The organism is Streptosporangium sp. NPDC000095, assembly GCF_042899335.1.
Classification (GTDB): domain Bacteria; phylum Actinomycetota; class Actinomycetes; order Streptosporangiales; family Streptosporangiaceae; genus Streptosporangium.
On the sequence record NZ_JBIAZS010000010.1, the window covers coordinates 230725 to 256668 of the forward strand.

At 67.6% G+C, this 25944-nt stretch carries 28 protein-coding genes; 12 read left to right on the top strand and 16 right to left on the bottom strand.

Annotated features, from left to right (window positions below; translation table 11 throughout):
• Positions 1-157: 157 nt before the first annotated feature.
• Together ACFY3V_RS23090 and ACFY3V_RS23095 are read left to right on the top strand one after the other, a co-directional pair.
• On the top strand, positions 158-409 hold the full coding sequence (locus ACFY3V_RS23090) for a hypothetical protein (RefSeq protein ID WP_389776060.1): 252 nt from the start codon (positions 158-160) through the stop codon (positions 407-409).
• A gap of 121 nt (positions 410-530) precedes the next feature.
• Complete coding sequence (locus ACFY3V_RS23095) at positions 531-1358, top strand: hypothetical protein (protein ID WP_389776063.1); 828 nt, start codon at positions 531-533, stop codon at positions 1356-1358.
• Positions 1359-1575: 217 nt separating this feature from the next.
• Here ACFY3V_RS23095 and ACFY3V_RS23100 read toward each other — a convergent pair whose 3' ends face one another.
• Together ACFY3V_RS23100 and ACFY3V_RS23105 are read right to left on the bottom strand one after the other, a co-directional pair.
• Entirely contained in the window at positions 1576-1941 is a 366-nt protein-coding gene (locus ACFY3V_RS23100; RefSeq protein ID WP_389776066.1) for an AAA family ATPase, read from the bottom strand.
• A gap of 41 nt (positions 1942-1982) precedes the next feature.
• The gene (locus ACFY3V_RS23105) at positions 1983-2117 is read right to left on the bottom strand and encodes a hypothetical protein (RefSeq protein WP_389776069.1); all 135 of its coding nucleotides are present in this window, start codon (positions 2115-2117) and stop codon (positions 1983-1985) included.
• A gap of 484 nt (positions 2118-2601) precedes the next feature.
• Here ACFY3V_RS23105 and ACFY3V_RS23110 point away from each other — a divergent pair, with 484 nt between their 5' ends.
• The 3 genes from ACFY3V_RS23110 to ACFY3V_RS23120 all read left to right on the top strand — a co-directional run bounded on the left by ACFY3V_RS23110 (position 2602) and on the right by ACFY3V_RS23120 (position 5761).
• On the top strand, positions 2602-3879 hold the full coding sequence (locus tag ACFY3V_RS23110) for an extracellular solute-binding protein (protein ID WP_389776072.1): 1278 nt from the start codon (positions 2602-2604) through the stop codon (positions 3877-3879).
• Between the two features lie 72 nt (positions 3880-3951).
• Entirely contained in the window at positions 3952-4908 is a 957-nt protein-coding gene (locus ACFY3V_RS23115; RefSeq protein WP_389776075.1) for a carbohydrate ABC transporter permease, read from the top strand.
• 10 nt (positions 4909-4918) lie between these two features.
• Positions 4919-5761, top strand: coding sequence for a carbohydrate ABC transporter permease (locus ACFY3V_RS23120; protein ID WP_362902042.1), 843 nt, complete (start codon positions 4919-4921; stop codon positions 5759-5761).
• 225 nt (positions 5762-5986) lie between these two features.
• Here ACFY3V_RS23120 and ACFY3V_RS23125 read toward each other — a convergent pair whose 3' ends face one another.
• Both ACFY3V_RS23125 and ACFY3V_RS23130 read right to left on the bottom strand, forming a co-directional pair.
• On the bottom strand, positions 5987-6415 hold the full coding sequence (locus tag ACFY3V_RS23125; RefSeq protein ID WP_389776078.1) for a hypothetical protein: 429 nt from the start codon (positions 6413-6415) through the stop codon (positions 5987-5989).
• Positions 6416-6834: 419 nt separating this feature from the next.
• Positions 6835-7566, bottom strand: coding sequence for a LysR family substrate-binding domain-containing protein (locus ACFY3V_RS23130; RefSeq protein WP_389776080.1), 732 nt, complete (start codon positions 7564-7566; stop codon positions 6835-6837).
• Between the two features lie 54 nt (positions 7567-7620).
• Between ACFY3V_RS23130 and ACFY3V_RS23135 the strand changes: the two genes are divergently transcribed.
• The 3 genes from ACFY3V_RS23135 (at position 7621) to ACFY3V_RS23145 (ending at position 9830) form a co-directional block, all read left to right on the top strand.
• Positions 7621-7998 (top strand): DUF5997 family protein, encoded by a 378-nt coding sequence (locus tag ACFY3V_RS23135; protein WP_389776083.1) that lies wholly within the window; start codon positions 7621-7623, stop codon positions 7996-7998.
• Between the two features lie 629 nt (positions 7999-8627).
• Positions 8628-9125, top strand: a complete 498-nt coding sequence (locus tag ACFY3V_RS23140; protein WP_389776086.1) for an RNA polymerase sigma factor — start codon at positions 8628-8630, stop codon at positions 9123-9125.
• 96 nt (positions 9126-9221) lie between these two features.
• Entirely contained in the window at positions 9222-9830 is a 609-nt protein-coding gene (locus ACFY3V_RS23145) for a hypothetical protein (protein ID WP_389776089.1), read from the top strand.
• Positions 9831-9981: 151 nt separating this feature from the next.
• Here ACFY3V_RS23145 and ACFY3V_RS23150 read toward each other — a convergent pair whose 3' ends face one another.
• Positions 9982-10935 (bottom strand): helix-turn-helix domain-containing protein, encoded by a 954-nt coding sequence (locus tag ACFY3V_RS23150; RefSeq protein WP_362902053.1) that lies wholly within the window; start codon positions 10933-10935, stop codon positions 9982-9984.
• Positions 10936-11105: 170 nt separating this feature from the next.
• On the opposite strand from ACFY3V_RS23150, the gene ACFY3V_RS23155 reads away from it, so the two are divergent.
• Positions 11106-12314, top strand: coding sequence for an RNA polymerase sigma factor (locus tag ACFY3V_RS23155; RefSeq protein WP_389776092.1), 1209 nt, complete (start codon positions 11106-11108; stop codon positions 12312-12314).
• A gap of 21 nt (positions 12315-12335) precedes the next feature.
• On the opposite strand, the gene ACFY3V_RS23160 is transcribed toward ACFY3V_RS23155, so the two are convergent.
• Together ACFY3V_RS23160 and ACFY3V_RS23165 are read right to left on the bottom strand one after the other, a co-directional pair.
• A complete protein-coding gene (locus ACFY3V_RS23160; protein ID WP_362902057.1) occupies positions 12336-12695 on the bottom strand; it encodes a YciI family protein in 360 nt (119 codons plus the stop codon).
• A gap of 179 nt (positions 12696-12874) precedes the next feature.
• Entirely contained in the window at positions 12875-14554 is a 1680-nt protein-coding gene (locus tag ACFY3V_RS23165) for a cellulose binding domain-containing protein (RefSeq protein ID WP_389776095.1), read from the bottom strand.
• Between the two features lie 529 nt (positions 14555-15083).
• On the opposite strand from ACFY3V_RS23165, the gene ACFY3V_RS23170 reads away from it, so the two are divergent.
• Entirely contained in the window at positions 15084-16409 is a 1326-nt protein-coding gene (locus ACFY3V_RS23170; RefSeq protein ID WP_389776097.1) for an MFS transporter, read from the top strand.
• 47 nt (positions 16410-16456) lie between these two features.
• Here the strand turns inward: ACFY3V_RS23170 and ACFY3V_RS23175 are convergent, their stop codons facing one another.
• The 5 genes from ACFY3V_RS23175 to ACFY3V_RS23195 all read right to left on the bottom strand — a co-directional run bounded on the left by ACFY3V_RS23175 (position 16457) and on the right by ACFY3V_RS23195 (position 20118).
• Positions 16457-17458 (bottom strand): NAD(P)-dependent alcohol dehydrogenase, encoded by a 1002-nt coding sequence (locus tag ACFY3V_RS23175; protein WP_389776100.1) that lies wholly within the window; start codon positions 17456-17458, stop codon positions 16457-16459.
• Between the two features lie 90 nt (positions 17459-17548).
• Entirely contained in the window at positions 17549-17818 is a 270-nt protein-coding gene (locus tag ACFY3V_RS23180) for a hypothetical protein (protein WP_362902064.1), read from the bottom strand.
• Positions 17819-18169 (bottom strand): winged helix-turn-helix domain-containing protein, encoded by a 351-nt coding sequence (locus ACFY3V_RS23185; RefSeq protein WP_350941975.1) that lies wholly within the window; start codon positions 18167-18169, stop codon positions 17819-17821. It lies immediately after the preceding gene.
• Between the two features lie 304 nt (positions 18170-18473).
• Positions 18474-18971 (bottom strand): DUF1203 domain-containing protein, encoded by a 498-nt coding sequence (locus tag ACFY3V_RS23190; RefSeq protein WP_350941976.1) that lies wholly within the window; start codon positions 18969-18971, stop codon positions 18474-18476.
• A 187-nt stretch (positions 18972-19158) separates the two neighbouring features.
• Positions 19159-20118: a superoxide dismutase gene (locus ACFY3V_RS23195; RefSeq protein WP_389776105.1), complete on the bottom strand. Its 960-nt coding sequence runs from the start codon at positions 20116-20118 to the stop codon at positions 19159-19161.
• Positions 20119-20230: 112 nt separating this feature from the next.
• Between ACFY3V_RS23195 and ACFY3V_RS23200 the strand changes: the two genes are divergently transcribed.
• Entirely contained in the window at positions 20231-21082 is an 852-nt protein-coding gene (locus ACFY3V_RS23200) for a DUF72 domain-containing protein (protein WP_362926456.1), read from the top strand.
• Here ACFY3V_RS23200 and ACFY3V_RS23205 read toward each other — a convergent pair.
• Positions 21069-22508, bottom strand: coding sequence for a DHA2 family efflux MFS transporter permease subunit (locus ACFY3V_RS23205; protein WP_362926455.1), 1440 nt, complete (start codon positions 22506-22508; stop codon positions 21069-21071). The two genes, ACFY3V_RS23200 and ACFY3V_RS23205, sit on opposite strands and share 14 nt — an antisense overlap.
• 74 nt (positions 22509-22582) lie before the next feature.
• Positions 22583-23071 carry a MarR family winged helix-turn-helix transcriptional regulator gene (locus tag ACFY3V_RS23210; RefSeq protein ID WP_350941984.1) on the bottom strand — a complete coding sequence of 163 codons (489 nt, stop codon included), beginning with the start codon at positions 23069-23071 and terminating at the stop codon, positions 22583-22585.
• Between the two features lie 241 nt (positions 23072-23312).
• On the opposite strand from ACFY3V_RS23210, the gene ACFY3V_RS23215 reads away from it, so the two are divergent.
• The gene (locus tag ACFY3V_RS23215) at positions 23313-24278 is read left to right on the top strand and encodes a serine hydrolase domain-containing protein (RefSeq protein WP_389776110.1); all 966 of its coding nucleotides are present in this window, start codon (positions 23313-23315) and stop codon (positions 24276-24278) included.
• Between the two features lie 165 nt (positions 24279-24443).
• Here the strand turns inward: ACFY3V_RS23215 and ACFY3V_RS23220 are convergent, their stop codons facing one another.
• Both ACFY3V_RS23220 and ACFY3V_RS23225 read right to left on the bottom strand, forming a co-directional pair.
• Positions 24444-24689 carry a hypothetical protein gene (locus tag ACFY3V_RS23220; protein ID WP_350941987.1) on the bottom strand — a complete coding sequence of 82 codons (246 nt, stop codon included), beginning with the start codon at positions 24687-24689 and terminating at the stop codon, positions 24444-24446.
• Positions 24690-24947: 258 nt separating this feature from the next.
• Entirely contained in the window at positions 24948-25841 is an 894-nt protein-coding gene (locus ACFY3V_RS23225; protein ID WP_389776113.1) for a L,D-transpeptidase family protein, read from the bottom strand.
• Positions 25842-25944 lie beyond the last annotated feature (103 nt).

Below are 25944 nucleotides of genomic sequence, written 5' to 3' on the forward strand. Positions count from 1 at the left end.
CCTTCCCGACCGACGTTGGCGCGTTGGTCATGCTTAAGATCTCACGTGATCATCGGGAAGGTACACCCCTTCCCGGCAGATCCACAGGTTTCAAGCATTGCTCGCATTAATCCATTCTGGTCTTATGGTTGAGGGGTTTTCCCGCTAAGCTTTGGGGATGCTTAGTTGGGAAGCTTTCGGCTTAATCGGAGTCCCTGTCGCGTTCTTTTCTTTTCTCGTCTTCGCATGGGTGAAGGCCACTCGGCAAAAGCAGGTGCTCAGATATACGGATCCGATACGTGCGATGGAAATTACGGGGCGGGTCCGTCAGCTCAAGGTTCGGGGGCGAGAGGAGGAGGCCGTCCGCCTCGTTCACGAAGAGCTGGCGATGGAAATCGACAAGGCTCGGAGCTGGGTGAAGAGCATCTGACGTTGATGGTAGGCAAACTATGCGGCGGAATATGATGTGATATGGCAGACGGTGCACTGCCACCATCTGATCCTATGATCAGGTTCGACATGTCTGCCTCCCGACAAGGAGTGAACCATAGGTGGAGGACTGGATCGATGAGCCGATTGTTGATCCGATCGTTTCGGAATCGGATCGGCAGAAGATCATCAGTATGCCCGTCCTCCTGCGCGGATCATCTGAGCTTTCCCCGCGAACAAGGCAATTTTTTACCGTCAGTGGTTATATCGCTGGAGTGATCGGAGCTTTTCTGGCTGGTGTGGCCATCCAGTCCGATTCCCAGTATGCAGCCTTTGTAGCTGTTCTGGCCCTTATCATAGCTGGCCTCTTTGTCAGCAATGGACGCCCCGGTCTCGCCGCGCGACTGCAACATCTCTATGGGGACTGCTACATAGTTCCAGCGGATCTAGATGACAGTTCCTTGGGTCTGATCCGTCGTGCGCGGAAAGCGATTGATAGCGTGTCCGCATCCAGAGTAAATCGCTTAGGGATGCTTGACGACATAGCCAACGATGTCGTTCTTCCAGAGAAACTCTGGAGTATCGCCCGCCTTCTCCGAACTCAGGTGGCCTTACGGGCAGAGCAGGACGAGGCGATGAGTGAGGTGGTAACCCCCGAGTTGACGGCGATTCTCGCCCCGCAGCAGGAAGCCCTGAATCGTTCGGTAGCGTCAGTCGTCAAACAGGTTGTTGAACTCGAAGATTATGCGAATCGCGTTCAGGAGGCCGACGCGGCACTTCGGGCTCATGAGCTATTGAAGAGCAACGATAAATACCGAGACCTCTTGGCTCAGACCGACGATGCTCAGGGCCTTCGTAATCTCACTGAACAGGTCAATTTACTCGAAAGCACGCTCGCCAAAAATTTGCGAGACGCGATTGACGCAGGCCAAACTCTAGCGACCCCGTAGGACATCGACGCAGTATGAATCAAGGCATACGTCCTTCTTTCGTACGGAGGCTTGAGACTTCGTTCCTAATGAAGGTACGGGCGCGTTATTTGGTTCGGTCGATGTGGCTGATGCCCCATGGTGGTCAGGCGTTCGCGCAGCTCTGCCGGCAGCTCCATCCGGTCGGCATGTCCTTCAGGGGAGTCAACAATCGTCTGGACGAGTGGTTCCGAAGTGATCAGCGAAGGTGGTCGGTCACGTATCGGGCGCGTTCTTTCACGGGCACGCGAGGAAGTCGCACCAGCTCGTAGCCGTACTCGGTGTAGGTGGTGACCATGGACTCGTGGGTTCGTTCCGCCTCGGCGAGTGACTGCTTGCGTTCGGCGTCCTGTCGGTAGATCTCCGGCCAGGGCGGGGCGATGAAGACGCGCGGGTGGTAGCGGAACGTGCGGGCGGCGGTGTGAAGGTGGGCAGGCACCGGCCTGCCTTCGAGAAGGAGGTAGCCGATGATGTCGGGGATGCCCCGGTCGAAGAAGACGGATGTCTCAGCCCCAGTCCAACGGGCTTCGGTGGTGACCGCCGAGCAGAGTGCTGATCTACCCATCGGTGGCCACCGCGTCACGGAGCGCCGGCGTCCGCTCCGGCTCATTCCCACGCCCGCGTGCGATCGGCGTGATCAGTGAACCACGCCAGGGTACGGAACTCCCGCTCCTCCGCGGCGGAGCGTTCGGACAGCGCCGCCAGCTCGGCGAGACGTCCACGTTGTTGCTGTTCGGTCATGCGGCGATCTCGGGAATACGACGGGCCGAGACCGCCTGATGGTGCCGGTGGTCTCGGTCCACAAACGCACGCCGTCGTCCATCGTCACGAACCGCACCGGGCGAGCCTACGCGTCACCTGAGGCGTCTCCCCGTCTCGGGGAGAGGGCGTTGTGTCTCCGAAACATAAAACCGTTGAACCGATTGTTTCAGACGCATTGCCGTAAGAATATTGACGCTCAGGTCAGCAGAGCCCTAATGTCCTGGATCAATGACCGGTGTGACATTCCGAAAGTTTCATGTTCAAGAGCGATGTCAGAAGGCTTCGCAGGTGAGGCGGCAGGTCGGCATGGCGGTGTCGAACCTGTCCGGCGTTCGCGATCCGGAGTCTGAGGCGGCGCGGCACCGTCCTGCGCGCGGAGGAGGTGCCCGGCGAGCGCGGCGCATCCTCGCGTTGCCGGGCCGCACATCGCATCCCTGACCACAGCAAGCGAAAAGAGGTCGCCGTGAAGTTCCGTAACGTCTCAGCGGTCGTGTTGGCCGCTACCGCGGCCCTCAGCATGGCAGCGTGCTCAGGCTCGTCGTCCGGGACTCCCTCCGGCGAATCGGACGGCTCGTCGTTCGAGTTCTGGTCGTTCACCGGGATCAACCAGAAGGCGTCCGTCGCCGAGTACCAGAAGAAGAAGCCGGACGTGCAGGTGAAGCTGACCGAGGTGGGGAACGCGCAGGAGACGGCGCAGGCACTCACCACCGCGCTCGCCGGCGGCAAGGTGCCCGACCTGGTGCTGATCCAGGGCGACGACCTGCCCAAGTTCGTCCAGCAACCGCAGAACTTCGTCGACCTGCGCACGCTGGGTGCCGACAAGGTCAAGGGTGACTACCTGGACTGGGTGATCAGCCAGCCCACGGCCAAGGACGGCTCGATCATCGGCATCCCGACCGACGTCGGCGGTATGGCCATCGCCTACCGGACCGATCTGTTCAAGGAGGCCGGGCTGCCGACGGACCGTGAGGAGGTGGGCAAGCTCTGGCCCACCTGGGACGCCTTCATCGAGATCGGCAAGAAGTACAAGGCGGCCACCGGCAAGGCGTTCATCGACAACGCGGGTGGGAGCGTCTACTCGCAGGTGGTCAACCAGGGGCAGGAGAAGTACTACGACCCCGCGGGCAACCTGGTGTACGAACGCAGCCCTCAGGTCAGGGCCGCCTTCGACCAGGCGCTCAAGGCCGTGGCCGCCGGGATCACCGCGAAGCAGAGCTCGTTCACCGAGGGGTGGAGCGCCGCGATGAAGCGGGGGGACTTCGCCGTCGCCGCCGCACCGGTCTGGTTCCTCGGCCAGATCCGCGACAACGCCCCGGACACCAAGGGCAAGTGGGACATTGCCACGATCCCCGGCGGCTCGGGCAACTGGGGCGGCAGTTTCCTCGCGATCCCCAAGAACGCCAAGAACCCGAAGGCCGCCTGGGAGTACATCGCCACCATGCAGTCGCCGCAGGGCCAGCTCGAACACTTCTCCGAGGCCAGGTCGCTGCCCGCGACCCCGTCGGTCTACCAGGACCCGAAGCTCACCTCCGCCAAGGACGAGTTCTTCTCCGGCGCACCGATCGGCAAGATCTACACCGATTCGCTGCTCGGCCTCAAGCCGTTCCTCATCGGGCCGGAGAGCACGACGATCGGCACGGAGTTCACGAACGCCATCACCAACGTCGAGCAGGGCAAGGGTGATCCCGCGAAGGCGTGGGACGCGGCGGTGACCAACATCAAGACCGCGATCGGTGGCTAGGCCCCTTCGCGAGCGTCGCCGGCGCGGGCCGTTCCAAGGGGCCCGCGCCGGTGGCGGGGAAGCGAGCAGACCGTGACGACGAGCATCAGCCCCACCAAAGCGGACCTGCCCCCGGCCCCGCCGGTGGAGGCGGCGCGGCGCGGTTTCGCCGAGATCGTTGCCCCCTACGCCTACATCGCCCCGTTCTTCGTGCTCTTCGCGGTGTTCGGTCTCATCCCGCTGCTGTTCACCTTCTACGTGGCGCTGTTCGACTGGAACCCGATCGGCGAGCAGGTGTTCGTCGGCCTGGACAACTTCGATCGGCTGCTCGGGGACGTGCGGTTCTGGAACGCGGCGCGCAACACCGTGAGTATCTGGCTGCTGTCCACCGTGCCGCAGTTGCTGGTCGCGCTGCTGCTCGCGCACCTGCTCAACCACGTACGGCTGCGCTTCGCCGTGTTCTTCCGCATGACGATGCTCGTGCCGTACATCACCTCGGTGGCCGCCACCGCCATCGTGTTCGTCCAGATGTTCGACCGCGACTACGGGGTGCTGAACTGGCTGCTCGGCCTGGTGGGCGTCGAGCACATCGACTTCACCCAGTCGGTGGGGGGCAGCCATGTGATGATCGCCGTCATGGTGGCCTGGCGGTGGTTCGGTTACACGACTCTGCTCTACCTGGCCTCCCTGCAGGCCGTTCCCCGAGCGATCTACGAGGCGGCCGCCGTCGACGGAGCCGGAGGTGTGCGGCAGTTCCTGCACATCTCCCTCCCCGCCCTGCGGCCGGTCATCGTGTTCACGATCGTGACCTCGACGATCGGCGGGCTGCAGATCTTCACCGAGCCGCTGCTCGTGAACCGCGGCGCGGCCACCACCTGCGGGCCGATCCGTCAGTGCCAGACGCTCACCCTCTTCCTGTTCGAGCAGGGGTTCACCCAGTTCAAGTTCGGTTACGCCGCGTCGGTCGGCGTGGCGCTGTTCGTGATGGTCGTCGTGCTCGCCGGCCTCAACTACTTCCTGTCCACCCGGATCCGCCCGGTCAAGGGCTGAGGAGGCGATCGTGAGCACGACGAGACCACGCTCCGGCGATCGTGTCCGATGGTGGACCTACGCGCTGCTCGCGCTCGCCGTCTTCTTCTGCCTGTTCCCGCTGTACTGGATGTTCATCGTCGCCACCACCGACACCGCGACGGCGACGAATCTGCCGCCCGAGATCGTGCCGGGCGACAACTTCTTCCACCTCGCGGGCCTGGTGTTCTCGACCGTGCCGTTCGTCCAGTCGATCGTCAACAGCCTGATCGTGGCCGGGTCGATCGGCGTGGGCCAGGCGGTGCTGTGCGCGCTGGCGGGCTTCGCGTTCGCCAAACTGCGCTTCCGCGGCCGCAACACGCTGTTCCTGGTCGTCGTTCTGACGATGACCGTGCCGACCCAGCTCGCCATCGTCCCGCAATACATGATCATCTCGTCGCTGGGCTGGGTGGACACGCTCCAGGCGCTGATCGTCCCCGGCCTGGCCAACGCCTTCGGCATCTTCTGGATGCGCCAGCACATATCGTCCGCCATCAGCGACGAGATCCTTCAGGCGGCCCGCATCGACGGGGCGTCGACCTGGCAGATCTTCTGGCGGGTCGCGTTCCCGCTGGTACGCCCCGCCGCCTTCGTGCTCGGCCTGCTGGGCTTCGTCACCGCGTGGAACGACTTCCTGTGGCCGTTCGTGGTGCTGAAGTCGCCGGAGATGTACACCGTCCAGATCGCGATCAAGGCGTTGCAGAACAGCTTCAGCATCGACCTCGGGCTCGCGATGTCCGGCTCCTTCCTCGCCACCCTCCCGCTGCTCGTCCTGTTCGTCTTCGTCGGGCGGCGCATGGTGGCCGGGATCATGAACGGCGCCTTCAAGGGCTGAGGCCGCCGCTCACCTGTCCCTCGGCTCCACTTCAAAGGCCACCTCTCGTGATCGGGAAGTGGCCTTTGTGATCCCGTGCGGCAGTGAAAAGCGGTAGCGGCGAATCCGGTCGCTCACCGAGCCGCTTGAGAGATCGGGAGCTGTGGAATTCGAACCGGGTCAAAGAGACTTCCAGGCCGGTAGGGCCGACCGCCTCACCGAACGAGGTGGTCGGCCCATGCCACGTCAGGAGAGGGTCATCTTCTCGTGCCAGGTGTAGTAGAGGTAGGTGCTGCCGGGGCCGGTCAGCGTGCCGTAGACCTGCCAGAAGCTGTTGGGAGCGAGCGTGTAGCGGAAGATCTTGTCCCCGGGCCGGTCGTCCACGAACGACGTCTGTGTCCCGTTGTTCCAGATCCGTACCTCGATGGTGAACGTCGAGGTGTCCGGGATGTCAAGGCAGATATCGAACGTGTACGTCAACGAGCCGCCGATGTTGTAGCTGCGGCCGTCTATCGCCCCCCTCTCGAGGTTGGTGGGCACGTAGCTGTTCAGGACCCGGGTGTACTCGCCCGTGGAGCAGTCGACTGCGGAGGCGGCCGCGGACGCGGGGCTGACGCCGGTGAGCGTGGCGCCAAGGGCGACGGCGGCGACGAGAATGGAGATGATGCGCTTCATGCCTCTCCTCATCCGTGCAGTGACCCTCCAACCAATTAGTTGAAGGCTGAACTGATTTTGACTCGGTTACCGAATCCGAACAAGCCCGGGCAAGAATTTGTGCGGTGCCGAGTCAGCGGGTCGTGTTTCGCCCTTCATCGATGAACCTGGCCTGCGTGTTCTCGTGAAAGCGCGGTTCGCGAGGGTGCGGCACCACCTCGCACAGGCACACGAGGTCGAGTCTCGACCAGCTCTGGAGCAGGGCGAGGAGCCCGCCACGTCGCGAAGGGCTCCCGTTGGTGAGCGGGAATTCAGGGGTTGGAATCTTCGCGGCTCCACGGTGACACCATGAAGGCCGATGAGCGTCGACTTACCGCCTCAGCCTGACAGCCGTCGGTGCTCATTCCTTACCAAGGGTGATCGGCGTATCTGTCCGCAGGTCACCGAGGTCGGTGGCCCTTCTTCTTGCGGCCGGTCGGCACGGCCCGGCGACCGGAGCCGTTCTGCGCGGGTTTCTGTGCCTGCCGCTTCGCCGGTTTCTTCGCGGGGGAGGCGGGAGTAGTACGGCCCCGCGAGCTGTTCACCGTCCGGCCGCGGACGATGCCGATGAAGTCCTCCACCAGGTCGGTGGTCGCGTCCGTGGGCCAGACCAGCGCGACCTGAGACTGCGGCGCGTCCGGCACCGGCCGGTAGGTGAGATCCCTGCGGTGGTGGAGGCGTGCCAGCGACAGCGGAACCAGGAGAATCCCGGCGCCGGACGCTGTCAGCTCGACCGCGTCCGCCGTTGTGGCCGGGCGGGTGAACGCGGGCAGCCCGGGCCGGACCGTCCACTCGACGGTGTCGTCCAGAGGGTGGAACACCTCGTCGTCGTCAAGGTCGGTGAGGGCCACCTCGTCGGCGGCGGTCAGCACGTGGTCCTTGGGCACCACGACCACCGTGGTCTCCGTGTAGAGAGGGATCACGCTGAGCCCGTCCCGGTCGACCGGCAGTCTGGCGAATCCGGCGTCGGCACCGCCGTTCCGCAGGAGTCCCACCACCTCGGCGGCGGGAACCGCGACCAGGGTGATCGGCACCTCGGGCATTCGCTCGATCCAGACGTTGACCCATTTCGCGGGTGTCACCCCGGGCACGTACGCCAGTCGAAACGTCCCGCCGGTCTCTCCATCAGTCACTTCCCCAGGGTAGCGATGTCAGGGGACCTGTTCCGGCTGACTATTCTTGACGTCATGACCTCGCCCAAACCGAAGACCACCCAGACGATGAAGCCCGCGACCGCGGCCAAGAAGCTGGGTGTCCCTTTGTTGGCCACTCCGGCCGAGTTCCAGGCGGGTGTCATCTCCAGGGACGAGCTGAACGAGTTGCAGGCGACGCCACCCGCCTGGCTCGCCGATCTGCGCCGCAACGGCCCGCACACCAAGCAGGTCATGGCCGCGAAGCTCAGGATCTCCGTCGCCGGCCTGCTCAGGGGCGGGATCACCGAACCGCTCACCACCGCTGAGATCGACGCGCTGAAAGCGGAGAACCCGGCGTGGCTGGAGCGCGAGCAGACTCTCCAGGCCGAGGTCCGCAAGGAAGCACTCCGCCTCAAGCAGCGCGACAGCTGAGATCCCGTACGTCTCCGACCCGGGTCGCGCCTCCAGGCCGTCGCCGCCGTCGCCTCGCCGAGCGACTATCCGGGTGAACTCGCCGACGACGGCATCGACCTCATGATCTGAAAGTCCTCCGAAGGTGGTTTGCTCACCACCCGGACCTGCTCCCACGTTCCGACGACCGACCCGAGGTCGCCCGGCGTACCGGTCGCGACGAGGGTCTTTTGTCCGTTGACGCGCTTGGTGGCCGCATCGCTCAAGACGACCCGGCCGTCCTCGGCACGGTCGACGTCGAACGGCTCCTCCGTCCCTGACAACCGGACGGGAACCCCAGAGATCCGGACACGGCCTGCCCGGCGTCGTTCCGGCCACGGCATCGAACTGTTTCGATCCTGATCAGAACCGAGAGCGGAAGTGCTCGGCGGCGGCGACGTCGGTGACCGGCCGGCGCGTGCGACAAGCCGGGTCAGGATCAGCGGCGGACATTGTCCGGCCATTGTCAAAGTGGCCAGGAAATGTCCGACGGCGGTCCTGGTGATATCCGGTCTGTTTGTCGGGAGACGAACTCACCTAACGGGCGGCTGGGGGCAGGCGGCTTTTTTTCGTGCTTCTTCGCCTGCGCGAAAATCGGAGAGGGCCGTGGCATGAATGTCACAGAACAACGCTGGCATGTCCTGATGGCGCACCGGCCGAGGCTGCTGGCCTTGGCGGCGCGCATGGGGGCGGGGGCGGACGCGGAGGACGTCGTCCAGGACGCGCTGCTGCGCACCGCCACCTTCGCCAACCTGATGGAGGAGCGGGCGTGGCCCTTCCTGGCCACCGTCACGGCGCGACTCGTGGTCGACCACCACCGTCGAACAGCTCGTGACCAGCTGTTAAGCCGTCATGCGGCGCTGATGCCGCGCCCCCAGGAATTCGAGGAGGCCGTGGCCGACGGGGACGAGGCCCGGCGTGCGGCAACCCTGATCGCGCGGCTCGACCCCGAGATCCGCCACCTGCTCTGCCTGCGGATGGAGGGCGCGACCTGGGTGCAGATCGGGAGCGCGCGCGGTGAGTCGGCCGCCGCCGTCGAGATGCGGTATCGCCGTGCGACGGCCCCCGTGAGGCGGGCCGTAAACCGTGCGGCCGGAAGTCGGAAATAAATTTGTCGAGCTTCCCTTCCAGGGCCGTACTACTAGTGGAAGGTCCATTCACTCAGGCCGATATGCGATTCTTCGCGATCGCGGAAGAGGACGGCAATGAAAAGCCTGCGAAGGCGTGTTCCGCTCGTACGACATGCGTTTGTCCTGCTGCTGGTGGCGGCGCTCACCTGCTTGACGCTCGCGCCCGCGGCGGGAGCGGAGAGCACGATGTCCCAGAAGGTCTCGTCGGCGGATCCGGACACCGAACTGGCCACCGTGGAGAACGGCGAGGAGCCGTTGGAGACCGTCTCCACCGAGGACTATCTCGCGAAGCTCGCCCAGAACGAGGTCATGGTCTCCGCGGAGGAGCGGGCCCAGATCATGGCGAGCTCGTGCTGGATCTCGACCGTTTACCGGGGAGGCAAGAACCGTGTCGGCCAGTGGCTCTGGAAGTACTTCCAGAGGATGGACTACTGCCGCGACGGCACCCGGATCACCAGCGCCCACTTCTACACCAGGTGGGCCGAGGTCTACATGGTGGGCTGGTCGTTCAAGGGCCACGAGTCGCTGGTGAGCAACGGCGGCCGAGGCTCGACCCAGTGGCGCAAGCGGACCCAGGGCGTCTTCTGCCTTGTCCCGTACCTCCAGTGCATCCAGGAGTCACACCCCTGGGTGGACCTGACCGTCTTCGGTAACGGCGCGACGTCCTCCAGCGGCGGCGGCTGACGCCGAACGCGCGCGCGAGCGCCGGGCGTGGGCGATCCGTGCCCCGCCCAGCGGCGGCTGACGCCGAACGCGCGAGCGCCGGCCCGGGGCCTTCCCGGGCCGGCGTCCCGTGTCGTTCACGGCGACCACGGGGCGACCGCAGGACCAAGCGTCATGATCTTCCACGGAACCGCGACGGCGAGACCCCGGCCCATGCCACGAACGCCTGCCGTAAGGACTCGGCGGAGGCGAACCCGCACCGCCGGGCGATGGCCGCGACCGGCTCACGGGTCGCGGTGAGCAGTTGCGAGGCCGCTTCGAGGCGCGCGTCGCGGACCACCCGCGAGGGGGTCCGGCCGACGCACTCGACGAACAGCCTGCTCAGATGCCGCTCGCTCACCCCGGCGAGCGCGGCCAGGCGGGCGACGCTGAGGTCCTCGTCGAAGTGGCTGACCACGTAGTCGATGGTCCGCCGGACCAGGACCTGGTCGGAGTGCGGAATCCTGTTGAACAGGCTCACCTGCGCCTGATTCCCGGGGCGTTTCAGGTACGTGACCATGCCCATGGCCACGCGACGGGCGAGTTCGGACCCGTGGTCCTCCTCGATGAAGGACAGCGTGAGATCCAGAGAAGCCGTGACCCCGCCCGACGTCGCGACGCTGCCGTCCCGGACGAAGATCGGCGCGGGATCGACCCGCACCTGCGGGAAGCGGGTGGCGAGCCGTCCGGCCTCGTACCAGTGCGTGGTGGCCCGGCGGTTGTCGAGCAACCCGGCGGCGGCCAGCACGGTCGCCCCGGTGCACACCGACGCGACCCGCCGCGACAGCCTGGCGAGCCGTACGACCTGGCTGACGAACCGAGGGTTGGCGGCGGCGGTCTCGTGCCCCTGGCCACCAGAGACGATCAGGGTGTCGATAGGGCCGTCCATCGTGTCGATCCGGCCCTGCCCGGGCAACTCGAGTCCGGAGTCGCACCGCACGGGCCGGCCCATCGGGGTCGCGAACACCACCTGGTACGCCGGGTCGGCCCCCTGCCGGTTGGCGTAGTCGAAACCGGTCGTCACACACGCGACGTCGACGAGCTCGATGCCGTCGAAACCAACGACGACGACCAGCCGTCCCACCATGGCTACACCATATGGGCGGGCGACGGGGACATGCGATAGGAATCCCAGCGAATCGGACGACGCGGCTGGGTGTCGGCCCATGTCATCGGTCCAGCAGAGGGGATGGGTGCCGGCCTTCCGGCTTGAGGCTCGCGCGGCGCTCGCTCCTGCGAATATCGCACACTGATGTGGTGGACGACGTGGCAGAGCTGTTGGACCGCATCTGGCGGACGGACGCGGCCGGCATGCTCGGTGCGCTCAGCCGGCGGCTCGGCGACTTCGACCGGGCAGAAGAGGCGCTGTCGGACGCGCTGGCCGAGGCTCTCAAGCGCTGGCCCGACGAGGGAGTGCCGCGGAGTCCCACCGGTTGGCTGGTCACCACGGGCTGGCGCAAGGCGCTGGATCGGCTACGCCGCGACGCCGTCGGTCGCGAGAAGCTGGCACGGGTGGCCGCGGAAGCGCCGCCGGAACCGGGTGCGGACGATCGGCTCGCCATGATTTTCGGGTGTTGCCATCCAGATCTCGCCGAGCCGGCCCGGGTCGCGCTGACGCTGTACGCCGTCGGCGGCCTGAGTACGGACGAGATCGCCGCCGCGTTCCTGGTGCCGGTGCCGACGATGGCGCAGCGGCTTTCCCGGGCCAAGCGTCGGCTGCGGGAGCGCGGTATCCGGTTCGAGGTGCCACAGCCGCATGAGTACGTCGACCGGTTACCGGCCGTGCTCGCGGTCATCTACCTCGTTTTCAACGAGGGGTATCTGTCCGGTGGCCGCTCCGCCCAGCGGCGCGAGTTGGCCCGCGAGGGGGTCGAGCTGGCATGCCGGCTCGCCGAGCTACTGCCCCGCGAGCCGGAGGCCGCGGGCCTGGCGGCGTTGCTGGAACTGCACCATGCCCGCGCCGACGCGCGGTTCGACTCGTGGGGTCGCATCGTGCTGCTCGAACAGCAGGACCGGCGGCTGTGGGACAAGGCGGCGATCGGACGGGCGGTGCTGCGGTTGCGGGCGGCGGTGCGCCAGGGCCGGCCCGGGTCCTACCAACTGCAGGCCGGTATCGCCGCGCTACACGCCCTGGCCACCTCGTACGAGGCCACCGACTGGGCCGACGTGAGGGCACTGTACGACCGGCTGTACACGCTGGACCCGTCGCCGGTGGTGCTGCTGAACCGGGCGGTGGCCACACGGTTCGCGGTGGGGCCTGCCCCGGCGCTGGACGAGGTCGACGCGCTCGGGGCGCGGTTCGCCGGTTACCACCTGTGGCACGCCGCCCGGGCCGATCTGCTGACCACGCTCGACCGTCCGGCCGAGGCGCTGACGGCGGCGGAGCGGGCTCTGGAGTTGGCGAAGAACCCGGCCGAACGGGAGCTGATGTCGCGTCGGGTGGGGGAGCTGAGGCGCCGCCTGTGAGACCGGCGCCCAGCACCACCGCTACTCGCGGTTCGTCACCGGACGGACCTCCAGCGCGCTCATCCCGGCAGTGAGCGGCCAGGTGGCCGCGATCCGCCCGGCCTCGTCGATGTCGTCGCACTCCAGCATGACGATCGCGCCGATGACCTCCTTGAGCTCCAGATATGGCCCGTCTGTGATCACCGGTTGACCGTTAACGTCGGCGCGCACCGTCTTCGCCGTGTCCCGGGGCCGCAGTTCGGCACCGCCATCGGCGATCTTGCCGGTCGGCTGCCACCGCTCGTACCACTCGTAGATCCGCTCCATCGTCTCCTGCTCCTCGGCAGGGGAGAGCGCACCCCACTCGCGATCGTCGCCGAAGATCAGCATCGCGTACCTCATCGTTGCTCCTCGTGGTCGGAAGGGCTGTGTCGTACGGGTGACGAACGGCCGCCACCGGTTTTCGACAGGTTCCGCCGAATTTCCTGCCCGGGTTCCGGTGTCCGATTGCGCGGCCCCTCCGGTGTCGGAGGGGCCGCACCTGTTCCTTCGCCGGTCGGGCCTCGAGGAAGCGTTGCCGGTCAGACCACGGTGCAGGCGATGCCGTTGAGGGTGAAGGCGGTCGGCTTGGCGGTGTTGCCGGTGTGGTTGGCCTGGAAGCCGATGTCGATGGTGGCTCCGGGGGCGAGTGTGGCGTTGTGGCTGACGTTGACGGCGTTCACCTGGCCGCTGGAGGGCGAGTAGGTGGCGTTCCAGCCGGAGGTGATGGACTGGCCGGAGGGCAGGGTGAAGACCAGCGTCCAGCCGTTGATCGTCGTGTTTCCGGTGTTGGTGATGCTGATGTTGGCGGTGAAGCCGTTGTTCCAGGAGTTCATCGTGTAGGCGACCCGGGGCGCCGTCCCGCCACCGGGGGTGGGGCTGACGGTGGGGGTCGGGGTGGGCGTGGGGTCAGGGGTGTTGGTCACGCCGGTCACGAAGGTCATCATGCTTCTGGCGGGAAGCGTGACGGTGAGGGAGCCGTTCGACATGGTGGTCGTTCCCTGGGGTGCGACGGTCCTGCTCGCGTCGGTGAGCCAGGAGGAGACGCTGGACGATCCGGTGGCGTTCGACACGGTGAACTGCTGGCTCACCGCCGAGGTGTTCTTGTTGACGACGACGATGACCGTGGAGTTACCGCCCCGGTACGCCGAGACGTAGACGTTCGACGCCGGGTTCGCGGTCGCGTCGACCCGCACGTATCCGGGGCGGACGAACCTGGCGAAGTGCGCCATCATCGCGCCGCGCTTGCTGATCTGGCCGTCCTCGCGCATGGGGCCGTAGCTGCGCCGGATGTACCACCAGATGTACGCCTGGAACTCGGCGTCCACCATGGCGCGGTGGATGTGCTCTCCGACGTCGAGCGCCTGGGGCCAGAGGTCCGCCGAGTCGCTGCTGTTGGGGTGGTAGACCTCGGTCATCCAGAGTTCTTTGCCCGCGCCCCTCTGCTTGAAGAGGGGGTAGGGGAAATTGGAGAACTGCGTGCCGTAGAGGTGGGCGCCGAGGATGTCCATGTTGGCGAGCGCCGTGGAGTCGTTGAGGATCGGGTCCGAGATGTTCTTCAGATACTGGAAGGACTCGGGCGCGATCACCTTGGTGTTGATCGAGCCGGCGTTCTCCCGCATGAATTTGAGGATCTCCGCGGGGGTCCACCACGTCCAGTCGTGCGCGTAATCGGGCTCGTTCTGCACTGAGATGGCGTACAGGTTCACGCCGTTGTTCCGCATGTGCGTGTTGAAGTCGTTCAGGTGCTGGGCGTAGGCCGCGTACATGTTGGCCCTGAGGCGTTTCGCGTTGGTCTGGCTGCCGCGGGTAAATGTCTCGATCATGTTGGCGGGGGGATTCCACGGCGACGCGATGACGGAGGCCCCGAGTTCGATCGCGCGCTTCGCCGTCGCCACGTCACGGCTCCAGTCCGCCTGGTTCTCGGGGACGGGGATTCTCAGCACGGAGAACCCGAGCCGGCCCTCGCCGGTGCCGAACGCCGTTTCCCGCTGGGCGGCCGTGAGGTCGCCGATCCAGGCCGCGAAGGTCATGCCGCCGAAGCCGCGGATCGTCTGCCGCTGCGCCGACGGGTTGATGACCGCCGTTGCGGCGGTGGCCTCCGTGGCCGCGACGACGGAGGCCGCGCCGAGGACCGGCAGGGCTCCCAGCGTGGTCAGGACGGCCCTGCGGCTCAGCGGGTTTCGCTCGCCGTTCTCGGGCTCGTCGTGGTTCTGTGTCATGTCTCCTCCTCGTGGCTGTGGATGCCGATCCGCGCCTTCTCGGTCCCGTCGGCGCCGGTCTTCGGTGCCGACGGGATGATTCCTGGTCGTTTCGGTGTCGATCGGCTCCCACGATTGTTAGCGTTAACATTTCCTCGCGTGGACCGGCACGCGAATGCGACGGGAATGCGGATCGCTCACGTGGTCGCGCGGAGGGGTGATACTCCGGCGGAGTCTGACCCGGCCCTCGGCGGGGGGCAAGCACGAGACAGGCCGAATAACAGTGAACTGTAGAAATGCCTCGCCGAGCGTGAAAATTTCAGGTTAAAAATCTGCGGCCTCGCGTCTGTTCCGCCGTCGAAGATCGTCATATGCTGAGCCCCTCAGGCAAAGCGGATGGCAAGACACCCCCCCAAAAGTGCTTTCCTGGGTGATCACCCGAGTGGCGAAGCCTCCGGGAGAGGTCGGACGACGGTGGGCCGCCGTGGAACCGCACCTCCACCGGACGGTTCGGAAACCATCCGCATCACATGACCGTGCTGGAGAGCATGTGCCTGTCTTGAGCAGCCCTTGGCGGGCTCCGGTCGTCCTGGCGTACGCGACCTTCGTACTGGCCGGGTTGAACGCCGGTGTGGGCGGAGTGCTGCTGCCCACGCTGATCGGTGACTACGGCGTCGACATGACGACGATCGGCATCACCTTCTTCGTCTCCTCCGCCGGGTTCATGCTCGCCGGATCCACCACGGGCCCGCTGCTCGAACGCCTCGGTACGCGCCTCTCCCTCGCCGTCGCCGGCGGCCTGTACGTGATATCCACGCTGTACATGGCGACCCGCCCTCCGTTCGCGGCCTTCGTGGCGGTGCAACTGGTGGTCGGTTACGGCACCGGCGTGCTGGAGTCGGTGCTCAACGCCTATCTCGCGGAGCTGCCCTCGGCCACGACGCTGCTCAACCGCCTGCACGCGTTCTTCGGTGTCGGCGCGCTGCTCGGTCCGTTGCTGGCCGCCTGGACGCTCACCTTCCTGCCGTGGACCGCCGTGTGGCTGGTGCTCGCGTTGGCGTGCCTGCCGCTGCTGGCCGGTTTCCTGGTCGCCTATCCCAGGCGCACCGCCGACGTCGCCGATGCCCTCGATGCCTCCGTGAAGCCTGGCGTGCCTGTGCCTCCGGCAGTCCCCGAGCCCTCCGTGAGGCCCGGCGCCCCGTCGTCCGAGCCCTCCGCCAAAGAGGAGGCCCCATATCCGGACCCCCCGGTGCCTTCGGCGGGTCTCCTGGGTTCCGAACCGGAGCGGAGCGGTCTGCTCACCTCCGTGCTGCGCACGCCCGCGGTGGTGCTCGCCTCGGTGTTCCTCGCCGTGTACGTCGGCCTGGAGATCAGCGTGGGCAACTGGGGGTTCACCTTCCTGGTGGAGGAGCACGCGCAGACCGGTCTCACCGCCGGCTACATCGCCAGCGGTTACTGGCTCGGGCTGACCCTGGGGCGGTTCCTGATCAGTCCGGTCGCCACCAGGGTGGGGCTGACCGCGGTCGGCATGACCTACGTCTGCCTGGTCGGCGTGACGGCGAGCACGGTGCTCACCTGGGTGGCGCCGGGAGTGGTCGTGGCGACCGCCGGTTTCCTCCTGCTCGGCTTCTTCCTCGGGCCCGTCTTCCCGACGGCGATGGCGGTGGTGCCCACCCTGACCACAGCCCGGCTGGTGCCGACGGCCATCGGCATCATGAACGGGGTGTCGGTCATCGGCGGTGCGGCGCTTCCCTGGCTGACCGGTGCCATCGGGCAGAGCGTCGGGATCTGGACCCTGATGCCCGCTGTCGTGCTCCTCGCCCTGCTGCAACTCGCCCTCTGGCGGACGATCGTCGCCCGGATGGCTCCTGCCTGATCCGGCACCGGAGCGAGTTCCCCGAGGCGAACAGCACCCGTACGGCCTCACACGGTGATAACGATCTTCGCTCGCGCGTGCTCCTCGCTGAAGTACCGCATCGCCTCGGGGAGCTCGCTCAGCGGGTAGGTCTTCTCGACCGCGGGTGTGATCCGCCCGGACTCGATCAGATCCTTGAGATCGACGAGGCTCTCCCGGCTTCGCATCGCCATGCACGGGCGCAGGTTCTGCCGTACGAACGGCGCCAGCACCAGCGCCCCCAGGAGCCGGAGCACCGGACCGAAAAAGCGCCCGCCTTTCGAGCTGGACAGTACGAGGGTCCCGCCGGGGCTCAACGCGCGCCTGCAGTCGGAGAGCGAGTGGTTTCCCGCCAGGTCGAAGATGAGGTCGTAACGTCGGCCGCTCCTGGTGAAGTCCTCCCGGGTGTAGTCGACGACATGGTCGGCACCGAGCGAACGGACCAGCTCCATGTTTCTGGTGCTGCACACCCCGGTCACCTCCGCCCCGTACGACGCGGCGATCTGTACGGCGAAGGTGCCCACGCCGCCCGACGCCCCGTTGATCAGGACCTTCTGTCCGGCCTTTATCCCGCCACGGTCGCGGAGACCGTGCAGTGCGGTGTTTCCCGCGCAGGGGACGGCGGCCGCCTGTTCGAAGGTGAGGTTGGCAGGCTTCGGGCACGGCAGGTCCTCGGGGACGCGGACGTACTCGGCGAAGCCTCCGCCGTTGACCTCGACGTACACCTCGTCGCCCGGCCGCAGGCGCGTCACGTTCCTGCCGACGGCCTCGACCTCTCCGGCGATGTCGCGGCCGGGGACCTTCTGCTTCGGCGTGGGCAGCCCGAACACGAGGCGGCCGAGGTACGGCACGCCCGTTATGGTCGCCAGGTCGCCGTGGTTCACCGACGCCGCGCGAACGCGCACCAATACCTCGTCGTCGCCGGGCACCGGCTTGTCGATCTCGTCGAGTCTCAGGACGCCGGAGAGGCCGTACCTCTCCTGGGTGATCGCTTTCATCGTGTCCTTCTTCTGGGTGGTGGGCCTGTTCATGGGGAGTCCTCCTGGTGGGCGACCGGTGGTGAAGCAGGAACCCTCACGGGTGACCGTGGGGAATCCCCTCCCTTCGGGGAGGGGAGGAGGTCATTCGACGGTCCGCAGGATCTGCTCGATCGAGGTCGCGCGCGCTCGCACGTCGGAGAGCTCGGTCGACATCCGCTGCTGGGCGTCCATGGTGTTCTCGGCGAGTTGCTCGTAGCGGCGTACCAGCTGTCGCAGGTCCTCCTGGACGGTGGCGGATATCTTCAGCTTGCGGAACTCGTGCACCGTCGCCGCGGTGCCGATGAGCAGGATCAGGGCGAGGAATGACAGGCCCAGGATCAGGACCGTGCCAGGCCAGGTCGTCGCGTCCATTCAGGACTTCTCCTTGGGGGCGGGACCCTTCTCGGGGTCCGATCGGGTGAGGGTCTGGACCGCCTCGGCCAAGGTCGAGGCGGTGAGGCGCAGGTGGAAGTCCGTGACCTCGTAGTACTTCATGGCCTTGCCGTCCTCCGAGAGCTCAAGGCTGCCGACGACCAGCCCGGCCGCCTCCAGCCGCTGCAGGTGCATGTGCAGGAGGGGGCGGCTGATTCCGATGTCGCGGGCCAGGTGGCTCACGTAGTCACGCCCGTCGGCGAGCCTCGCGACGATGCGCAGCCGCAGCGGGTTGGCGAGCGCCGCGAGCACCACGACCAGTTCGTCGCCGGTCGGCACGGCCCCTGTCATGACGCTCCTTCACCTGTAATAATTTTCTTACAGGTGAAATATAACTCATGCATGCCGATCCGACCAGAGTCGATGGTGTCGATGACCGTGAACTCGTACTCGCAGGGCCGCCGGCGACGGCGGCACGCATACGGCGCGGAGGGTCTCGTCGATCCGGGCGATGATCGACGAGACCCTCCGCGCCGTTGGGGTCACCGGGGAAGAAGCCGGTGAAGATCTCCGACGCCGTCGTCACATGACGGCGTCGTCCGAGGCGGGCGGCGAAGAATTCGCCGCCTGTGGTCAGGCGAGGTGCACCTCCAGGTCAGGCACGGTGCACCTCGAACAGGAAGCAGCCGAACTCCACCGCCCGTACGTGCACCAGCGCCACGCCCGGGTCCGCGAACTGCTCCGCCAGGACGGCCTCCGCCGTGGCGGCGTCGAGGCTGAGGTGGCGGTCCACCAGCCGTCCGCCGAGAATGTTGCCGACCGCGTCGTAGGCGCGGAAGACCCGCCGCTCGCCGCACATCTCGACGGGAAAACCCGTCCCGCCGGGTCCCTCGCACTGCGCGGCGTGCACGAACACCGGGCCCAGCTCCTCGTACGGGCCGGGATCGCCCCCGGTCCGTGCCGCCCACCTGCGCAATGGCGCGTACGCGAGCAGGGCGAGCCGCTCGCCCGGCAGGCTGCGACGCAGGCAGCATCGCAGCGGAGCGCCTCCCTCGGTGTCGGTGACCACGCGGGGCGGGCGCCCGGCGTCGTCGCGGACACGCAGCTCGGCGGCGACCTCGGCTTCGATGGCGAGCGTACGAAGAGTACTCATGGATCCATGCTCGGCCGCGCCGAGGCGGCACGCTGGCGGAAATCGGCCGTCGTCGTGGGCTCCGCTGCCGCCCCTTCGCGCGGCCGGCCGATTTCTCGGTGCGGCTTTCTCGGTGCGGCGGACGTGCGAGGGCGTGCCCGCGGGGGCGGGCACGCCGATCAGCGGCGGGCGGGCACGAGAGGAACGATCAGTGCCCCTTGACGGCCACCACGTTGTACGGGGTCGTCGGGGTGGGGGTCGTGGTGAAACGGGCGTTGGGGAGATAGAGGCGGTCGCGGAAGGAGGCGACGGTGGTGGGAACGTCGAAGCGTTCGTCGACGAGTTTGCGGATCACCTTCCCCGAGGTGGCGGCGCGGTCCAGGGAGAGGGAGGTGAGGAGGTTCAGGCGGTTCTGTACGACGTGGAGGGTACGGCCCTCCAGCAGCAGGCCGTCCCCGCCTTCCAGGGACTCGGCGCCGATGTCCACCAGGGTGGCGACTCCGGTCGAGGGGTCGACGCGGAACAGCCTGCCGGTGTTGGACTGCACGACGAGCAGGCCCTTGCCGTCGGGGGTCTGGGCGATGCCGTTGGCGTTGTTGCCGGTCGTGTAGACGATGTCCCCGCTCAGCGGCACCTTCGCCGCCTGGGAGGGCAGCGCTCCCCCGCGCCCGAACGGCAGCCTGTACAGCACGGGGTTGGCCGAGTCGGTGAAGTACGCCGCGTCGCGGGTGAGCACGACGTCGTTGACGAACGCGGCGCCGGTGGTGAGCCGGTAGCTCGCGAGCACCTTGCCGGTGCGGGTGTCGATCACGCGGGCGTCGCCGCCCGTGCCGCCGGCGACGAACAGCCGCCCGCGCGGGTCGACCTTGAGACCGAGCGACGGGGTGCCGGGTCCCGGATTGATGATCCGGCCTTTCCCGGTGCGCAGGTCGGCGCGGTAGATCGCGCCGGTTCCGCGCGAGCCGAAGTACGCGGACGGCCCCGGGCCGATGGCGATCCCTTCCGGCTGGAAACCGTCGGGAAGGGAGAACTCGGTGGGATAGGCCGGCTTCGCGGAGGAGGCGGAGGCCGGGGAGGCGCCGGTCCCGGCTCCGATCTCGGCCGCCACCGGGGGCGGGGCCGCCACGAGTATGGCCAGGACCCCTGCCGCGATAGATATCGCCTTCATTGGGAAACATCCCATCTGTCGCGAATGCGATGGTCTATCGGGATGCCCGGTCGGATGATGGATCTAACGTACGACGCCCGGTTCGCTCCCGTCCTTGGATAGCGTCGAGGTCATGCGGCTTCATGTGGGATGCGCGATGTGGACCCTCAAGTCATGGCAGGGGAACTTCCTGCCCCACCCGCTCCCGCCGGGAGAGCGCCTGCGGGCCTACGCGTCCTGGTGCAACGCGGTGGAGGGCAACACGACGTTCTACGCGACACCGTCGAGGAGCACGGTGGAGTCGTGGGCGAGGCAGACCGCGCCCGACTTCCGGCTGGTGGTGAAGCTGCCCAAGTCGATCACGCACGAGAGGCGCCTCACCGGCGTCGACGAGGAGGTCCGGTCGTTCCTGGAGACGATCGAGCCACTCGGGCCGCGAGCCCACGCCCTCTGGATCCAGCTGCCGGGGTCGTTCGCCCCGACCGACCTCGGCACCCTCGCCGCTTTTCTGCACCGGCTCCCTCGTTCGCACAGGTACGCCGTCGAGGTCCGCCACCGCGCGTTCTTCGACGACGCGCGGTCCGCGCGGCTTCTCGAAGGGGTTCTCGCCGGTGTCGGCGCCGAGTGGGTGCCCTTCGACACCACGACGCTCTTCCGGAGCCCTCCGACCAGCGACACCGAACGGGAGGCGTGGTCGAGGAAGCCCCGGATGCCGCTCCGGTCGGTCGCCCTCACCGACCGGCCGATCGTCCGCTACCTCGGCAGGGACGACACCGAGAGCACGATCAAGGGCTGGCAGCACTGGATCGGCACGGTCACCGGCTGGCTGCGCGAGGGCCGCTCGCCGACCGTGTTCGTGCACACCCCCGACAACGCCGACGCGCTCACGCTCGCCCGTCGCTTCCACGACGACGTACGGGCCCTGCTGCCGGAGGTCGAGCCGCTGCCCGAGCCCATGCCCGCCGAGCCGCTCACCCTCTTCTGACCGGCCCGGGCTGCCGCAGCACGACGAGCGCGACGGCGAAGGCGGCGAGGAGCAGGGCGGCGGCGACACCGAAGGCGAGGTGGTAGCCGCCGGTGAGCGCGGAGGCCGTGCTCTCTCCCGCCGAGAGCAGTTCCTCGGTGCGCCGGGCGGCCAGCGTGGACAGCACCGCGACGCCGACGGCCATGCCGATCTGCTGGGTGGTGTTGAACAGCCCGGACGCCAGGCCCGCGTCGTCGGCCCCCGCGCCGGACATGCCGAGCGTGGTGAGTGCCGGGAGCACCAGCCCGCCGCCCGCGATGAGCAGCATCACCGGGAGCAGGTCGGTGACGTAGTTCGCGCTCACCGGTACGCGGGTGAGCAGGCACATCGCGCAGAACAGGAGCACCAGGCCCGCGAGCAGGACGGCGCGCTCGCCGAAACGGGTGTTGAGCCGGGCGGAGAGGAACAGGGACACGCCGCCGATCGCCACCGCCGCGGGGAGCATCGCGAGGCCGGTGTCGAGGGCGCCGTAGCCGAGGACCCGCTGCATGTAGAGCGCGACGATGATCTGGAGGGCGAACATGGCCGACAGCGTCAGGATCTGGGCGAGGTTCGCGCCTGAGACGTTGCGCGAGCGGAGGATCCGCAGCGGCATCAGCGGGGTCCTCGCGGTCGCCTGGCGGACGAGGAACGCGGCGAGCAGGGCGATCGAGACCGCGCCGAGGCCGAGGGTGTGGGTGGCGAGCCAGCCGTACTCCTCGATCTTGACCACGGTGTAGAGGCCCAGCATCAGCCCGCCGGTGACCAGCACGGCGCCGAGGACGTCGGCTCCGGCGGCGAGCCCGACCCCGCGCTCGCCCGGCAGCGCCCGGATCGCGATCGCGATCGTGACCAGCCCGATCGGCAGGTTGACGAAGAAGATCCAGTGCCAGCTGAGCGCGTCGGTGAGGACCCCGCCCAGGACCTGGCCGATCGAGGCTCCGGCGGCGCCGGTGAAGCTGAAGACGCCGATCGCCTTCGCGCGCTCCCCGGGCTCGGTGAACAGCGTCACCAGGATGCCCAGCACGACCGCCGAGGCCATCGCGCTGCCGACGCCCTGCAGGAACCGGGCGGTGATCAGCATGCCGGGCCCTGTGGACAGTCCGGCCAGTAGCGACGCGGCGGCGAAGACCGTGTTCCCCGCGAGGAACATGGTCTTGCGGCCGATGAGGTCGCCCAGCCGACCGGCGAGGAGGAGCAGCCCGCCGAAGGCGATGAGGTAGGCGTTGACGGTCCAGCTGAGCCCGGCGGGCGAGAAGCCCAGGTCCGCCTGGATGGTCGGCATCGCCACGGTCACGATGCTGCCGTCCAGGATCGTCATCAACATCGCGGCGGACAGCACGGCGAGCGCCGTCCAGCGCGAGGGAGACGTATCGGCGGGGCGTGCGGAAGGTGCGGTACGCGACATGGGGTCGCCTCCTGTTCGAGGGGAACAGGAGAGACCGTAGCAGATGGTTTTGTTGTAGACGATCCTCTATGGATTCACTTTGTGCGCTGCCGTGCCCGCCGGACTCCCTGCGGTGCCTCCACGGGGGTGGCGAGATGTCCGGCCACCAGGCGCTTCAAGGCTCGTACGAGCACCTCGCCCTCGTCTCCCGGCAGCGCGGCCAGGGCCGCCCTGTGCACGCCGTCGACGATCTCCTGGCTCTGCCGCGCGACCTGCGCGCCCTTCTCGGTGACCGCGATGATCCGGGCCCGCCGATCCGTGCTCGACGGGCGGCGCTCGGCGAGGCCCGCCTTCTCCAGGGCGTCGACCGTGACCACCATCGTGGTCTTGTCCATGTCGCCGAGCTCGGCGAGCTGAATCTGCGTGCGCTCCTCCTCCAGGGCGTGGACCAGCACGCAGTGCATCCGTGCGGTGAGCCCGATCTCGGCGAGCGCCGCCGCCATCCGGGTCCGCAGGACATGGCCGGCGTGGTCCAGCAGGAAGGAGAGATCCGGCTCGGTACGGGCGGGTGCCATCGCGGTCATGCTCCTCACCATAGCCAACCGGTACCGTTCCGGATTATCCGCAAGCGGACGCACTCGCCGGGCCCCGGCCGACCGCGTTCGCCCGGCGAAGTCCCGTCGCGGTCCGCAGTCCCGCAGGGGGTCTGCCGGAAACGAGGCGAGGAAAGCACGGCCGGCGGGCGCGAACGGCCCCGGTTCTCCACGCGCGTCGTGATCGACGAGGGGTTGATCCTGACACGGTGGCAGGGCGTAGAACGGAACCATGAGCAGCGACACACTCAACGACCGTCTCGCCCTGGCCGTGGAGCAGGGCCGGGTGCCCGTCCGCCACGGCGCGGTCGCCGTCCGCCACGGCCAGGTGATCCTTGAGCACTACGGCGAGGGCGAGGACTTCAAGCTGAACGAGCCGCTCGGCCGGGTGCGCTTCACACCCGACACGCTCCACGACCTCCGCTCGATCACCAAGAGCGTCGTCGGCCTCCTGTACGGCATCGCCCTGGCCGACGGCGAGGTGCCGGAGCCGCGCGAGCCACTGCTCCGGCACTTCCCCGAATACTCGGACCTCCCGCAGGATCCCCGGCGCGCCGCGCTCACGGTCGAGCACGCCCTCACCATGACGCTCGGCCTGGAGTGGGACGAGAGCGCCCCCTACACGAGCACGGCGAACAGTGAGATCGCGATGGAGTTGTCCCCCGACCGGTTCCGCTACGTCCTGGAGCAGCGCATCGTGGAGGAACCGGGCACGAAATGGTCCTACTGCGGAGGCGCCTCCGCGCTGGTGGCGCGGCTCATCGCGAAGGGCACCGGACGGACGCTGGAGGACTACGCGCGTACCAGGCTGTTCGAACCACTGGGGATCACGCGCTTCGAGTGGTCGTCCGGCGAGGACGGGACGGCGATGGCCGCCGCCGGGCTGCGGCTCACCCCCCGCGACCTCCTCGCGATCGGGCGGCTCGTGCTCGAAGGGGGTGGCGACGTCGTCCCCTCGTCCTGGCTGAAGACGGCCCTGCACCCGCACGTGCGGATCGCCGAGGACCTCCACTACGGCTACCACTGGTATTCGGGCGACACGTGGAAGGGAGGGTCGGGCAACGGCGGCCAGGTGATCTACGTGGCGCCCGCGCTGGACCTGGTCGTCGCCATCACCGGAGGGCAGTACAACACGCGCGATCGCTCGATGACCTCGATCGTGCTCGAAGAGGTGATCCTGGAGGGGATCAGGTCCTGAAGACACGCCCGTGGGTGATGTCGATCGCCGGACGCCGCCAGAGGTGGCCGGGGAGTCGGGGACGTGTTCGACCGTGGGTCCGTCGGCTCGCCGGGGCGTTCTCGTCCGGTCACCGGAGGGCGCGTCGAATGTGCGCGACAGCGTCCCTCCACGCAGGGAAGTGTGTCAGGGATTCTTCGCCCGCGGCCGCTGCGTGATCGTGTTCCTCACGATCCACAGGACGCTCTGGTGGATCGCCACCCCGGCGGAGACGTTGAGCACTCCCAGCGCGGCCGCCGTCATGAGTGACCCGTCGAGCCCGATCGCGTCGCCGGCCAGGAGCACCACGGGCCAGAACACGGCGGCGGCGAGGAGGGAGGCGCGCCACCAGCGCCCGAAGACCAGGCCGAACAGGATCATGGTTGGTATCACGATGCACGCCCTTCGGAATGATCAGCCGACATCCTCATCATCACCTCGGGACATCGGTTCTAAGCTTCCGAGATCGGCTCGATCGGCGTACAGGCCGGGATTTTCGCGGCGGAACCGGCGCGGGGCGCCCGCACGGCTCGTCGCCAGGCGTCCGCGCGCAGGTGGGGGCGCACCGCGAGCCGGGCCAGGCCGCCCGGCTTGTCACAGGCGCCCGCACCCACCCGGCCACGACCTCCCCGCTCCGATGCGCCCGCACGCTCACCGGTGGCCACCGGTGTCACCTCCCGTCCGCCGGCCGGTGGAGCGCCCTGGACGCGAGGATTTCTTGGACGAGCGGTGCGGAGCCTCGACAGGTCGTGCCTTCGGGATTCGCGGGCGCCGCTCCCCGCGAACCCTCATCGCACGTCCGGTGGGAGCCTCCGGGCGGCGGACGTACACCGGAGTCCCCGGCTGAAGGAACCGGTAGAGGTCGAGGGCGTTGTGCAGCGGGACCCGGACGCACCCGTGGGACGCGGGGAAGCGGGGGACGAGGGTGGAACCGTGGATCGCGATGCCGCCGTTGAAGTAGACGGGATAGAACATCGCCCCGAGGATCCCCGTGGACCAGCCGGGGACCCGCACTCCCACCCGGTAGTCGCCGACCGGGGTCGAGGCGAACCCGCAGTGGCCCTTCTCGCAGTACGGCCTGCGGGCGCCGGTGGAGATGTGGGTCACCAGCACGGGTTTCCCGTCTCTCCACGCGACGAGGAGTCGGCGCCGCAGATCGATCTCGGCCCTTTCCCGCTCCCCGTACGTCACCAGGGGCCTGATCCGGCGAGGGCGCAGGAGAGCCTGCCAGGTCGGCAGGTCGATTCTGTCGACGGGTTTCAATCCGTTCGCCTTCTGGAACGCCCATACGGTCATTCGCAGAGCGGAGTCGTACAGAGGGCTGAGATTCCCCGGGGAAAATCCCAGATCCTTGAGTCTTTTCTTCGCGTTGTGCACCTCCATTCCCCTGCTGCCCGTTCTGAGGACCGTGAATTGATCCGGGAGGGGGAGGTGCCGGGAGTCGGGGGTGGGGTCGGCCACGGCGGGTGCGATGCCGAAGGGGAGGGTTGTGGCCAGGGCGAAGACGGTGCCGGTGATCAGGGAACGTCGAACTGTGCCTCGCATGGTGTGACGTCTATCCGCCGTCAGGCGCGATCAACCCTTTGACATTACTTGCCGGAGAGTGAGACTTGTACATCCGCATGCGATTCACGGGTTATCTCAGATG